Annotated in this window: 12 protein-coding genes and 1 riboswitch; of the genes, 8 read left to right on the top strand and 4 right to left on the bottom strand. The window is 44.4% G+C overall.

Features of this window, described 5'->3' with window-relative positions; genetic code table 11:
- Positions 1–202 precede the first annotated feature (202 nt).
- Positions 203–1,168: a GRP family sugar transporter gene (locus ACW12G_RS03830; protein WP_455647309.1), complete on the top strand. Its 966-nt coding sequence runs from the start codon at positions 203–205 to the stop codon at positions 1,166–1,168.
- 83 nt (positions 1,169–1,251) lie between these two features.
- Here the strand turns inward: ACW12G_RS03830 and greA are convergent, their stop codons facing one another.
- Together greA and ACW12G_RS03820 are read right to left on the bottom strand one after the other, a co-directional pair.
- On the bottom strand, positions 1,252–1,734 hold the full coding sequence (gene greA / locus ACW12G_RS03825) for a transcription elongation factor GreA (RefSeq protein ID WP_010003959.1): 483 nt from the start codon (positions 1,732–1,734) through the stop codon (positions 1,252–1,254).
- 59 nt (positions 1,735–1,793) lie between these two features.
- Positions 1,794–4,409 carry a YfhO family protein gene (locus ACW12G_RS03820; RefSeq protein ID WP_455647308.1) on the bottom strand — a complete coding sequence of 872 codons (2,616 nt, stop codon included), beginning with the start codon at positions 4,407–4,409 and terminating at the stop codon, positions 1,794–1,796.
- Between the two features lie 96 nt (positions 4,410–4,505).
- Here ACW12G_RS03820 and ACW12G_RS03815 point away from each other — a divergent pair, with 96 nt between their 5' ends.
- Positions 4,506–6,560: a peptidoglycan D,D-transpeptidase FtsI family protein gene (locus tag ACW12G_RS03815; RefSeq protein ID WP_455647307.1), complete on the top strand. Its 2,055-nt coding sequence runs from the start codon at positions 4,506–4,508 to the stop codon at positions 6,558–6,560.
- 29 nt (positions 6,561–6,589) lie between these two features.
- Here ACW12G_RS03815 and ACW12G_RS03810 read toward each other — a convergent pair whose 3' ends face one another.
- Positions 6,590–7,201 carry an NAD(P)H-binding protein gene (locus ACW12G_RS03810; protein ID WP_147000774.1) on the bottom strand — a complete coding sequence of 204 codons (612 nt, stop codon included), beginning with the start codon at positions 7,199–7,201 and terminating at the stop codon, positions 6,590–6,592.
- Between the two features lie 213 nt (positions 7,202–7,414).
- Here ACW12G_RS03810 and ACW12G_RS03805 point away from each other — a divergent pair, with 213 nt between their 5' ends.
- The 5 genes from ACW12G_RS03805 to thiE all read left to right on the top strand — a co-directional run bounded on the left by ACW12G_RS03805 (position 7,415) and on the right by thiE (position 10,976).
- The gene (locus ACW12G_RS03805; RefSeq protein ID WP_010003256.1) at positions 7,415–7,924 is read left to right on the top strand and encodes a hypothetical protein; all 510 of its coding nucleotides are present in this window, start codon (positions 7,415–7,417) and stop codon (positions 7,922–7,924) included.
- 53 nt (positions 7,925–7,977) lie between these two features.
- A riboswitch (TPP riboswitch) is annotated at positions 7,978–8,067 on the top strand.
- Between the two features lie 117 nt (positions 8,068–8,184).
- Positions 8,185–8,709 carry an energy coupling factor transporter S component ThiW gene (gene thiW, locus ACW12G_RS03800; RefSeq protein ID WP_455647306.1) on the top strand — a complete coding sequence of 175 codons (525 nt, stop codon included), beginning with the start codon at positions 8,185–8,187 and terminating at the stop codon, positions 8,707–8,709.
- Between the two features lie 21 nt (positions 8,710–8,730).
- Positions 8,731–9,510: a hydroxyethylthiazole kinase gene (gene thiM / locus ACW12G_RS03795; RefSeq protein WP_455647305.1), complete on the top strand. Its 780-nt coding sequence runs from the start codon at positions 8,731–8,733 to the stop codon at positions 9,508–9,510.
- Positions 9,500–10,333, top strand: coding sequence for a bifunctional hydroxymethylpyrimidine kinase/phosphomethylpyrimidine kinase (gene thiD, locus ACW12G_RS03790; protein ID WP_455647304.1), 834 nt, complete (start codon positions 9,500–9,502; stop codon positions 10,331–10,333). Before thiM ends, thiD begins: the two co-directional genes overlap by 11 nt.
- Positions 10,323–10,976, top strand: a complete 654-nt coding sequence (gene thiE / locus ACW12G_RS03785) for a thiamine phosphate synthase (protein ID WP_147000771.1) — start codon at positions 10,323–10,325, stop codon at positions 10,974–10,976. The genes thiD and thiE overlap by 11 nt, the downstream gene beginning before the upstream one ends.
- 10 nt (positions 10,977–10,986) lie before the next feature.
- On the opposite strand, the gene ACW12G_RS03780 is transcribed toward thiE, so the two are convergent.
- Complete coding sequence (locus ACW12G_RS03780; RefSeq protein ID WP_095652344.1) at positions 10,987–12,786, bottom strand: M3 family oligoendopeptidase; 1,800 nt, start codon at positions 12,784–12,786, stop codon at positions 10,987–10,989.
- 163 nt (positions 12,787–12,949) lie between these two features.
- Between ACW12G_RS03780 and ACW12G_RS03775 the strand changes: the two genes are divergently transcribed.
- Positions 12,950–13,879, top strand: a complete 930-nt coding sequence (locus ACW12G_RS03775) for an alpha/beta hydrolase (protein ID WP_455647302.1) — start codon at positions 12,950–12,952, stop codon at positions 13,877–13,879.
- Positions 13,880–13,950: the final 71 nt, after the last annotated feature.

Here is a 13,950-nt window from a genome sequence, read left to right as displayed (position 1 = left end):
CTGAATGTTTGATAAGACGGCGATATTCGGATAGTTATTATGATAATTACGTGTGAAAACGTTGAAAAATAAATAAAAAAATGAAAACGTTTACAAAAAGTAACAAAAAGACTTGTGTAAACGTTTTCATTCGTGTAAAATAGTTCTAGTAAATATGTTATGCAATCAATGCATGATCAGAAATAAGGAGCGATTTAAAAAAATGAATGTAGCACTTTTGTTGGCGCTTGTGCCAGCACTAGCATGGGGTTCAGTTGGCCTTGTTAATACTAAAATGGGTGGCTCAGCCGGTCAACAAACACTTGGGATGACTTTTGGTGCGTTGATTTTTGGTTTGGCCACAATGTTTTTCTACGTGATGCCAAACCACGCTTACTTGGGGTCACAAATTTGGATCGTTGGGATTCTTTCTGGTTTGGTTTGGGCGGTTGGAACTGCCGGCCAATTCTTAGCCATTAAGGATTTGGGTGTGTCACTTGCCATTCCGTTGTCAACTGCGGGTCAAATTGTCACCAACGCTTTGATGGCCGCTGTGGTCCTTGGCGACTGGAAGACAGGTAAGATGTGGGCGATTGGTATTATCTCAATCGTTGCCGTGGTGATCGGGGCAACTTTGATTTCTGCCCGTGATAAGGCACAAAAGTCAGACGTTGCAGCGCAACAAGCCGCAACAAAGAGTATGACCAAAGGGTTGGTTTATCTGGTTATTTCAACTGCTGGTTATATGTTCTACTTCGTTTTGCCAAACTTCTTGAACAAAATTGGTTACATTTCAGATGCGATCAAGGCAAAGAATAACGGTGTTGACTATATGACAGCAATCGTTGGCCCACAAGCCATCGGTCAAGTTATCGGTGCTTTCTTGATTGTGATCTTTGTTTTGAAAGAAGCAGATCAAATGTTTGAAAAGCCAACTTGGAAGAATATTTTGACTGGTTTGGTTTGGGCAACAGGTAACATCTTTATGTTCATCTCAGCCGCTAACCCAGCCGTTGGGCAAACAATTGCCACAACGTTCTCACAACTTGGTATCATTGTTGCAACATTCGGTGGTATCTACTTGCTTGGTGAAAAGAAGTCAAGCTACCAAATGAAGATGATTATTGTCGGTACAATTCTTGTTGTCATCGGTGCAATCATCATCGGCAATATCAACCAATTTGCATAAGATACTTAAAAACCAGCTGCGTCTGGTTTTTTTTTGATCACAAAAAAAGACTAGCGACATGTTGTCGTTAGTCTTTTGAGTGATTACTTTTCAACTTTTAGAATTTCAACTTCAATACTGTCACCACTTGGCAATGGCACAGCAACTTTGTCGCCAACCTTTTTACCAAGTAAGGCCACAGCCATAGCTGATTCGTTTGAAATCTTACCAGCAAGTGGATCTGATTCTGTTGACCCAACAATCGCATATGTTTCAGGTTCTTCGTCGGGTAATTCCTTGAAGGTTACTGTCTTACCGAGTGATACTTCATCAGAAGCCGTAGCATTTGGATCGATGATTTGAGCATTTTCAATCATCTTCTTCAAAGTTAAGATACGACCTTCAACGAAGGCTTGTTCATCTTTGGCAGATTGATATTCAGAGTTTTCAGACAAGTCACCGTATGAACGGGCGATTTGGATACGATTGGTAATTTCAGGACGTTGATTTGAGATGAGATCTTCCAATTCAGCTTGTAGCTTTTCACGACCCTCAGCTGTCATTGGAAATACTTTTTCTTCTGACATAAAAAATAATTCCTTTCAATTTTGCGACATTATCGCAAATAATAAGCAAAATGAGCATATCATGCAGGCTTTGAACTTGCAAGCTTTTTTTGCCGGGCAAATGAGAAAATAAGCCCAAGTAGTGCGACACTGGAAATGGCAACGCCTAGCCACCAAAGTGGCGGCGTATAGCGCCAAGTGACGATATGCCGACCAGGGGTTGTTTTAATGGCAATAAAGTAATCAGCCACTAGCGCGGGTTTAACGGGTTGACCATCAAGGGTAATGTGCCAACCTGGCGCTTTTGGAATGGTGGTCATGATTAAGGGTTGGTCGGCTGTTGTCGTGATAGTACCGGTTAATTGACGTGGACTAGATGCCGTGATGTGTAATGGTTGCTTGGCCAATGTGGCAGCTTGTTGCTGGAATAGGTTTTGATCAATATGGTATAAGGTCACGTTATTGAGCACTAAAAACTTCGTTTGTTTAAATCGAATAGTGACGGTTTGTGGTTGTGATTTAGCGTTAGCGGCGAGGTTAATCACAATCGTATGACGATAGGAGCTGAATTGTTTAATCACTTGACCATTGAGCAGCAAATCGAAATCTTTGATTTGCAGGCCGCTACCAATTGTTAGATAGTAACTGTCATTGGTTGTTGGCGTGAATTGCAAATCTAAGCTGGCAGGTCGCGTGGGATCTTTTTTGGTAATGACGGCGTCGGTAATGATCGTTGGTGGCGTCGTGATGTTATGGCCAATAACCTGATTAAAATTAGCAACTTGCAAAGGCGATGTTGTTGCCCCAGTCAAGTTTTGCCATAAATTGGCTTGGTTTTGCATTGGATTATTGGTGAGTAATTTTGTTGAAAGCGCTGCGTTGTTTGCTGCAAAGGCAACTGGCAGGGCGTAGGAATTTTGCCACACAGCGGTTGTCTGATTGCGCGCTTTTAGATGGTAAAAACTAGTATCTGGCCGGTGGCCAATCCGCAAGTTTTGTGGATCACCAGGTTGTCCTGGCGTTTGTGCACTCGGGGTAATGACGTATTTCATGCCTAACAAAGCATCCGATAATAGGCTACCGTTACTATAGTTGACGAAATTATCCCCATCTGGCTGACCAAAATAGCCAAAGAACGTTGGCGTTGATTTTGAGATGGATGAACTGAAATGGGCGCCACTATTATAGTTGAACATCATGGCATCCCCGCGCGTACGTTGAAAGGCCTGGGCGCCACGATCCCACGGCTCGCCATGCTCATGGGTCCTGTCGGCGCCCTGTAGGGATTGAATGGCGCGTTGATATTCGGTATTTGTTAAATAAGAAAAATGATTGAGCGTTGCATAGACATTGACAGTGAGGCTGCCAAGGGTTACCAAAAATAAGAGGGGCAAGCGCAGACGGTCAGATGATTGGAAGAGCAATAGGGCTAGCGTGATTAAGAAGAGCCCTGCGAAAATGGCGATGGTGCGGTGGTTGATATAAGAAACGTGCTGATTTGACATCAGTGCGTAACTGACAATTGCCATCATGACAGCGAGGTATCCAACGACTGTGACGGCTTGCGGTTGCCAAGTTGGTTGCCATGAGAGCGCTGCAAGATAAATAATGAAAAAACTAATAATGAAACTAAACCGGTAAGGATACCACACAGGGTACTGGAACCCGTGAAAGAGTAACGTCAACGGCGCCCAGGTTGTGGCCACGATTAAGAAGACGATAATGATAAAACCGCCGACTTTCACGCGCCAGTGCCATAAGTTGGTTGTTAAAAAGGTAATAAAAGTAATCAACACGAAGGCTGACACATAAAAGTTTGCTAAACCGGTCTGCATTTGATCAAAATCAAAGCTGCCAGGAATGAGTTTAAAAACAAGCTGTAGTGGATTGTTATCAAATCGCCAAGTCAGTGGTGAGTTATACTGCGATTTACCGATGCGTAATTGATAAATTGTGGGTAAGAGTAACCAGGCGCTTAGGGCACCAGCCGTTAAGCTCCCGTAAACAAAGCGTTTAAAAATTTGCCAGCGCGGCTGAACTTGTTGTGGCCAAGTGAGGCGCCAGAAAAAATAAAGGACAAGGAAAATAGCAATCATGTAACCAATATAGTAGTTACAAATAATGGTGGCGCCTAACAGTAGTGCATAACGCCACCAAGTGGCTTGTACAAATAGGCGTTCAAGCTGGAGAATAACCAGTGGCAACAAAATCGCTGCGTCCAGCCAAAGGAGATTTAAATCATTGGCCACAAACCAACCAGACAGGGCATAGTTGACGGCAAAAAGCGGCACGTAATAGCCTCGTTGTAGGTTTAAGCGCGCTAGCAAGTAGGCCATGGTGAGGCCAGCGGCGCCAAATTTCAGAACGGTGACCCCTAAAATGGCTGCCGGTAAGTTGATGTTGGGGACGACTAAAAAAATGAGATTAAAAGGGCTCATTAAACAATAAGCCCATTCACTAATCATGTCGCCACCAAGGCCGTTACTAAATGAATAAAAGAAGCTACTTGGATGGGACAAAAAAGCTGTTTTAAAGGCAGCAAATTGGTCAATATATTGTTGTCCCAGATCAACCGTTAAGATGGAGTTCGTACCAAAAGGTGCCATCCCGCGATAAGCATAATAAGTCAGCATGATCACGGCCGGGAACCAAAAACTTAACGCGATTGGGGAAATAAAAAATCGTTTAATCGTCATATTACTAATATACCAAATTATCGGGATATTTTTAGCGCAAAAACTGGATTTGTGGTAATCTAGTTTAAGTAGTTTATTGTTAAATTGGGGATAAATATGCAACGAAATCCGTATTTAGAAGATCGGGATAAAAAAAATAGCGTCAGTGCTAACTTGCCAGTACGCTTAAATATATTATTAGGCATTGCGCTAACGTTGATGATTGCCTTAGTCATCCAGTTAGCGTTTTTAACGATTCAACAAGGGTCCTACTACCAAGGCGAAGTCAATCGTAGTGATGAAACGATTGAAAAAGGTAACGTTCCGCGTGGGATGTTTTACGATTCAACCGGCCGCGTGATTGTTGGTAATAAAGCACAAGCGGCGATTACCTTTACTCGTGGGACGTCCGTTACAGCAGCGAGTATGCGGCAAACTGCTATTAAGTTGAGCCGATTTTTAACGGTTGATACGCAACGTTTGAGTGAGCGTGCCAAAGCGGAATTTTACTTGGCTGATGACAAACAAAGTCAAAAGGTTGCCAAGCAAGTCACAAAGGCAAATGCTAAAAAAGGGGCAACCCTGACACCTGCTGAAGTGAATAATTTGATGGTTAATTACGTCCTCACCCATCATTTGACGGATAATGTGGATGATAACGCTGCGATGATTTTCCAACGGATGAGTGGGGCTTATACATTGTCGACCACCTTCATTAAAGAATCTGACGTGTCAAATCAGGAATTAGCCGAAATTGGTGAACGTCTGAGTGAGTTCCCAGGGGTTAAATTAGGTACGAGTTGGACGCGTCAATACCCAGAAGGGGATGCCTTTAAAGCGCTTGTTGGGACAGTGACGAATGAAGCGACTGGTTTGCCAGAAAACCGCTTGCATACTTTGCTGGCGCAGGGTTATTCACAAAATGAACCAGTAGGTAATTCAAGTCTTGAGATGGATTATGAATCGATCCTGAAAGGATCAGCCTCTCAGACGTTGGTCACGACAAATAGTGATGGCCAAGTGAAGTCGTCACAAGTTAAATATAATGGGCAAGCTGGGGATAACATTAAGCTGACAATTAATGCGCGTTTCCAAAGTGAAGTCCAAAAGATTTTGGAAGATAACTTACCAGGCGGTGATGTGCAAGGTGCTTACGCCACGGTAATTAATCCCTATACTGGTGGAATTTACGCCATGGCCGGGGTTGATCGTGATGCCGCGACAGGTAAGAAAACAGCCAATCCCCTGGGTAACATTAATCGTGGGATTGTCATGGGGTCGGTGGTAAAGCCAGCGGTGCTCGCAACAGCCTTCCAAAAGGGCGTCATCTCAGCTAACAACACGGTCTTAAATGACCAAGCCATTAAGATCGCTGGGACCCCAGAAATTACGTCTTACTGGAACCGTGGCGGAAAAGCCATTCCAATTGATGCACAAACTGCGCTAGAACGATCATCCAACACGTACTTTGTGCAGTTGGGGATGAAGATTGGTGGCCAGACTTATAGTCCTGGCTCACCATTAGCGTTACATGCGGACGCTTTCCAGACGTTACGTAATGGGTTAGCTCAGTTTGGTCTAGGCACTAAGACTGGCATTGACATTACGGGGGAAACGGCCGGTTATCGTGGCCCAACTACCGGTGAAGCACGTGGTAAGTATTTGTATGAGTCATTTGGACAATATGATACTTACACGACATTACAACTCGCCCGATATGTCGCAACGATTGCTAACGGCGGTTACTTAGTACAACCACATGTGGTTGGTTCAATTTTGCAAAGTCAGCCCAATAGTGATCGTGCCAAGACAGTTTGGACAGCGTCACCGATCGTTCAAGGCCAGGTTAATCTCTCACCAAGTGAGTGGTCAATCATCAAAGAAGGGATGAATCGTGTTGCCAATGGGTCGGATTCTTGGAACACGGGTGGTTCCGACATGCATAAATTAGTACCAAAAGTTTATGCTAAAACAGGAACAGCGGAAACTAAGACTAACGGCCATGATACGTTTACTGAATCGATGGTCGCTTATGTGCCCGATCAGCCTTTTGCTGTTGCGATGGCCATTCCGGGGATGAACAATTACTTGGATGGTACGAACGGTAAAATATCAGCTAAAATCATTGATGCTTATTGGCAGTATGTTGAAGCGAAACCAGATGCAAAATAAAACACCTGAAAATGACTTTCAGGTGTTTTTTATTGCTTTGAAATTGCAACGGATTGGGCGATATAAGTATCGGGGTGTAAAATAAGTTGCGTGATAAATTCGGCAACGCTTGTGCGTGTAATTGGGCCACCAACAATTTGTTCGTGGGGATCAGTTTGGACGTGAATGGTCTGCATGATGTTATCATCAAGTAGCTCATTAGGCCGAATAATCGTATAATCGAGTGCCGACGACATAATCCGTGCAACGGCAGCGGCTTGATCGCCCATATAGGTGTTTTCGTTATCGGTTGTGCCGAGTAGATTAGCCCAAAGATCACGCTTGTCATCGGGTAGTTCATTATGGACACCGATTGTGGCCACCCAAATCAAACGCTGCACACCGGCAGTGTGCATGGCATTAACCACACTATTTGCAGCTGATTTTTGGCGGCCTTCAGCACCAATATTGGCATAAACGATGTCCACATCCTTCATCGCTGTGACGAGGGCATCTTCGTTAACGGCATCTAAGGCTCGAATGCCATGATCCGGCCGTGCGTGAAGTGAGGTTAAGATCGTTTCGGTATTGGTATGGGCAAGCATCGGCACCACAAGTTTTGCGATTTGGCCATTGGCCCCTAAAATTAGTAGTTTTGTCATGATTTTATTTTAGCATGAAACGTCCAGAAGGGGTACAATGGTTATTAGTAATGGCAGCATGACAGTGTGCTATTTGATCGACAATACTGGATACCCGTCTCCTGGCAGCAGCCGGGTGGGTGCAACTGATCATTGTTGAAAAGATGGGGGTCAACTAGCACGAACTGATCATGCCACCACGAACCGAAAAAGTTATTTAAAGGAGCCATACTCATGGAAATTAATTTAGTTCTAGCACCTGAACAATCGCCAGCTACATTATTAGAGATGCAGGCTGCGCATCCTCAAAATTTCTTTTATTTGGGGAAAGTGTCGCAACTATCCGGCACGAATCTTTTGATTGTTGGTGAACCGGCATTAGTTCAGCAATTTAAGCGACCAATGCCTTTTAACAGTCGCGTCATTAATGGAGAATTGCACGGTAATTTTATCCATCAAATTGCGTTCCAAAGTAAGGAACATAATGATGAATTGATTGGTCAATTGGTGTCAGCCAATGCCATTTTGGCACAAAGTGCGGATGGTAAGTCTGAGTATATGTTATGGACTTTTTGGCCAAATCAAGAAGCACTTGTTGAATTTTTGGAAAGTGATACTTATAAGCAAATGCAACGGTTGATGCGCAATGCTTATACGACGACTTACGCCCATGTGCTGTCAGAAGATCATCTCTCATTGATGCATAAAAAAGATGATGACAACAATCAAACGCAAAGCGTTTAAAACCGTTGCTTGCAATCCCTAAATTTCTACGCTAAAATGATGTCATAACTAAATAACACGATCTGGGGTGCCGAGTTGGCTGAGAAATACCCATTGAACCTGATCGCGGTAATGCGCGCGAAGGGAGATTCATTGATGAAGACTAATAAGTGGGTTAAACCATACTTTTTATGACCGTCACCTGTTTTTCCTGTGCGAAAAAAGGTGACGGTTTTTTATTTTTCTCGATCAGCAGCCCCAGTTCAGCAGAGGAGACGATTGTGGCAACAACGACAACAGCAAGGCTTGTTTCTCGGCGAACCGTACGAAAAATGGTGTTAGCAGGCGTGCTAACAGCCTTATCATTTGCGACATCTAGCGTCGTGGTGCTCCCCAATATGGCACCGTTTCAACATTTTTTTAATGTCATCACAGCGGTGTTGTTAGGCCCTTGGTATGCGATTGCCGTGGCTTTTTTGACCGGCAGCTTGCGGATGATTTTAGCAGGACGTCCGATTTTGGCAATTGTTGGTGCGGTGATTGGTGCGGGCTTGGCCGGTTTTTTATATCGCTGGACTGGCAAGTATAGCGCGGCGGTGATTGGTGAAGTGATTGGGACTGGGGTGATTTCAGCGATAGTTGCCGTACCGCTGATGAATGTGCTATACCATGCTCATGTGCCAAGCCTTTTCTTCTATATCCCTTTCTTTATGCCGGCCGCAACCTTCGGGGCTGTGTTAGGCTACTTATTCTTAAAAGTGACCCAAAAAACTGGTTTGTTGGGTCGTTTAATGGATCGTTTCTAAACAAAATGAACGAGGTTAAATATGGATTTAAAAACTTTAAAAACAACATCGCCTTTAGTATTTAACTATGCTAACTATGTAACACCCCAATTTGTGGCTAACGTTGTCAATGTGGTTGGTGGCTCACCAATTATGGCCCGCGAAATTGCTGAATTTCCAGATTTAGTGGGCGTCAGTGAGGCCGTGGTGATTAATACAGGCACTTGGCGTCGGGCGGAATTACTGGAAACCATTAAATTAGCGCAATTGGCTAACCAAGCTAAAAAAGTTGTAGTCTTGGACCCAGTGGCGGTTGGGATACCATCGCGTAGTGTGCCTGTTAAAGCGGTGATGGCAGATGCCAAAATTGATATTATTCGCGGTAATGCAGCGGAAATTGCCTGGTTTGCCGGCATTGATTTTGCCAGTCATGGCATTGATGCTACTGGTGAGGGGGATTTGCTCATGATTGTACAGCAGGCTGCCAAGAAAACTGGTGCTATTATTGCGATGAGTGGCGCCACGGATGTGGTGAGTGATGGGATGACAACGCAAACGATTGCCGTCGATGTCCCGTTATTGGCCACAAATGTGGGAACGGGCGATGCGCTGTCTGCTTTGATTGGTGCTTTTAACGGCGATGAAGTTTCAGTCACCAATACGGTACGGGCCATGGCGATGATGAAGTTAGCTGGCGTACAGGCCGCAAAAAAAGTTACGACTCCTGGTTATTTTGCCAATCAGGTTTTAGATGAACTCTACTTATTAACAGCAGAAGCTTTAGAATCATTTATGGCTCAAGAGGTAAAAAATGGTCTATGAAACCCCACTAGTCATGACAATTGCAGGCACTGATTCTAGTGGTGGCGCGGGTATGACCGCTGATTTAAATACATTTGCGGCCCACGGCATTTATGGTGCGAATATTGTCGTATCCGTGACTGCTCAAAATACATTGGGTGTCCAACACGTGCACATGCTACCCCCTGACATGGTGATGGCGCAACTCCAATCGGTAGCAGACGATTTGGCAATTCGCGCGGTAAAAACAGGGATGCTCGGTGATGCAGCCACGGTTAAAACAGTCGCACAAGGACTGCAGCAATTTAATTTTGGGCCATTAATTTTAGATCCCGTGATGGTGGCTAAAGGTGGTGCCCAGTTACTGTCGGATGAAGCTGTGGCATCTGTACGGACGACATTGATGCCGTTAGCCACGTTAATTACCCCAAATATTCCTGAAGCTGAGGTCTTAACCGGTCGCACAATTCAATCGCCGAGTGACATCATGGCAGCAGCTGACAGGTTGCACAGTTTTGGGACGAAAAATATTTTAATCAAAGGTGGCCATGGCAATGCACACATGGTGACAGATTATGTGCGCTTAGAAAATGGCGAACATTTTTGGTTGCAAACAACACGATTTGATACGCCTAGAACCCATGGTACTGGCGATACAATTTCAGCAGCAATTACTGCCCAACTAGGGTTGGGCGTAACGCTGAAAACAGCGATTATGCATGCCAAAGCGTATGTCGATGCCACAATTCGCGATGGTATTGCGGTCGGTCATGGGCATGGGCCATTGAACCATTTTCCAAAAGTGACGGCTGAAAATCAGCCGGAGGTGTACGATGAGATTTGATCCAGCAGTATTAGCACGCTATTTTGTCTGTGGCACACAAGACGTGGCCAATGAGACAGTTTTTTTTGATGTGTTGACCCAAGCACTACAGTCAGGCATTACGCTGTTTCAATATCGGGAAAAAGGGCCCGGTGCTTTGACGGGGAATGATAAATTACGGGTGGCACAGCAGGTACGTGATTTAACCCAGCAATACGATGTGCCGTTAATCATCAATGATGATGTGGCTTTGGCGCATACCGTTCATGCGGATGGGGTGCATTTTGGTCAGGGAGATGGCGAACCAGCCGAAAATATCCAAACTGCCGGTAATCTTGTGGTTGGTATTTCGGTATCCAATCAGCAAGAATATGCCCGAATTGCGCACCTAGCCGGTATTGATCATATCGGAGTTGGGCCGGTTTATCCAACAACTAGTAAGGCTGATGCGAAACCGGCTATTGGCGTTACGGGATTACAGACATTAGTGGCGACAAGTCAATGGCCGAGTGTGGCCATTGGTGGGATTCAAACAGATAATTTAGCGGCTGTCTTAGCCACTGGTGTTGATGGTGCGGCAGTAATTAGTATGATTAGTCAGAGCCAAAATATTGCAGCAACACTGGCGTTTTGGCAACAAATCACCACAAAAAAAGAGCCATAAGGCTCTTTTTTTAAACGAATTGTTCTGATAGTTGCAGGAATTCATCGATATCTTGTTGAATTAAGTCAGCACCCGCTTGCCAGAAGTCAGGTTGTGTCAAATCAACGTCGAGATGCTTTTTGGCAAGTTCTTCAGCTGTCATATTAGCTGTGTCCCGTAGCAATGCGATGTATTTGTCTTCAAAATTAGCCCCATCTTGTTGGGCACGTGCGTAAATACCCGCTGAGAAGAGATAGCCAAAGGTATAAGGGAAGTTATAGAATGGCACAGAATCAATGAAGAAGTGGAGTTTTGATGACCAGAAGTGAGGATGGCGGACATCTAACATACCATCAAAAGCAGCTTCTTGCGCAGCATCCATCAATTCGTTCAAACGTTGTGGCGTCACAACCCCGTTTTGACGTTCGGTATAAAAAGCATCTTCAAATAGGAAGCGGGCATGGATATTTAAAAACATCGCAATCGGATTGGTCATTTTAGCATCTAACAGTACCAGCTTTTCAGCATCAGACTTTGCACCGCGAACGTTAGCATCATTGACAATGAGTTCAGCAAACGTGGATGCCGTTTCGGCCACGTTCATGGCATAGGCATCACGCCAAAGTGGTAGGTCAACAAGTTGTGCCGAGTGGAAGGCATGTCCCAACTCATGGGCAATTGTTGCCGCATCATTAACAGAACCCGTATATGTTAAGAAAATACGTGATTCATGTAAGTCAGGCACAGATTCCATGTAACCGCCAGGCTGTTTGCCTGGTCGATTTTCCGCTTCAATCCAACGCTTCTCAAAAGCCATTTTGGCAAAATCAGCCATTTTAGGTGAGAATTGGCCGAATTGTTCAATAATGAAAGCTGCGGCATCATCATAAGACACATCGGTTGGTTGGTAATCACCAACATGCGTTAAGGGCGCCACTTGATCTTGCCAGCCGAGCTTTTCAAGACCCAAAAGTTGCTTCTTTCGTTCAAAGTAGGGTTTAAACATCGCCTTGTTGGCATCTACGACGGCCCACATCGCATCCAAAGTGGCTTGTGACATGCGGTTCATTTCGAGTGGTTGTTCAAGATGTGACTGGTAACCATGAGCTTTTTGGTTCGTTAAACGGAAACCGGCTAAATGATTGAGCGTATCAGCGGTGAGATTTTCGGCACTGGCCCACATTTTTTCGTAGCTCGCCATAATGTTGGCACGTGTTTCGTTGTTAGGCTCACCATCTAACATGTTCAAAGCTTGACCAGCAGAAATCTGTCGCTTTTGGCCATCTTCGGCATCCGTATAAGTTAGGGATAGACCAGCCGAAATCGTATCATAATGTTGGGACCAAGCTTGTTGTCCATCTAAATCAAATTGATTAATTAAGGCTTCGGTGTGATCATCTAGTAAGCGCTTGGCATCGGTGCGTAGCTCGGTGAGGTAGAATTGAATGGGACGCAAACGTTCGGTTGCGAGAGCGGCTGCAAATTCAGTGTCATCAAGTTGTAATAGCAGTTTTTTAAATTGATTCATGGGTGCCGCGAAAGCGACAAAGAGTTGCCCAAGTTTGTCAAAGTGAGGGCCGTAGGCGCTGTTACCGTAATCAACTGATGCCCAACCATTAATGAAAATACTAATCGTCCCTAAACCAGCACCGATTTTTTGTGCTAAATCAGACAAGTCAGCAATTGTCTCGGCAGATGGCTGGGCTTGAGCGACTTGTTGTGCAAAAAATTGAATATCTTGCGCAACAGTTTGGTACTTATTTGCCAGTTCTGGAGACGTAATGCCGCCGGGATAAATGCTGTCTAAATCCCATGTCTGTGAATACACCATGTGAATACCTCTTTTATGATTTTCTTTCAAGTATACCATTTTATCATTTAAACATTGCAACATGATGAAGAAATTATCATGAAATGACGTGAAAATAATAGAAAAATTGTTTGCGGGGATGTCAGCGGTAGTGTAAAATTGTTGTTTTAAGGGGTAAACAACTATGCAAAACTTAGTCAAATGGCTACTCGGCTTTGTATTGGTGATGATTGTGATTTTGGTAGTCGCCGGACAATATTTTTTCCACGTCGCCCAAGTGCGAGATCCAAAATCGAATCAGCCGGATGCATTACGTCAAAAAGATGATCCACTGTATCGCTATGAACATGATTTTTTAGCACGTGACAAGCAAGTTTGGTATGAAACGACTGCTGATGGGCTTAAGCTTGATGCTTGGTATGTGCTAGCGGCGCAAAAAACCAATAAAACGGCCATTTTGGCACATGGTTGGCATAATAATAAAACGACCATGGCGATTTATGGTGAGTTATTCCATGAATTAGGTTATAACGTGTTAATTCCAGATAACCGCGCGCACGGGCAATCACAAGGTAAAATCATTGGCTATGGCTGGCTAGATCGGCGTGATTATATTCAATGGTTGAACCAAATCATTGCCCGTAATGGCCAGGATTCAGATATTGTCATGTATGGGATGAGCATGGGTGCGGCCACGGTCTTATCTACTTCTGGTGAGGCTGACTTGCCTAAGCAAGTCAAGGCCGTGATTGCTGATTCGTCGTACACGAGTTTACTGGAAGAAATCAAACACGAAGCCAGCGAAATGTATCATTTACCGTGGTTTCCGCTGGTGAATGTGGTTTCCGGTATTTCTAAGTTACGAGCCGGTTACTTTTATGCAGAGGCGAGTCCGCTTAAGCAAGTGGCTAAAAGCAAGACGCCGACGTTCTTGATTCATGGCGACGCGGATACGTTTGTCCCAACTAAAATGGTCTATCCATTGTACGAGGCCCTCAAGGTACCGAAAGCACTATGGGTCACGTCTGGTTCAAAGCACGTGCAAAGTTTCCACGATCACCCACAGACTTATCGTGATAAAATTCAAGCTTTCTTAGCTCAGTATGATCAATAATTTAAAAAACACCAGTCTATCGCCGATAGACTGGTGTTTTTTATCAAAGGACTTAATGAACATGATATAAT

The organism is Leuconostoc sp. (assembly GCF_965300815.1).
This window is presented reverse-complemented; position numbering and strand designations above follow the sequence as displayed.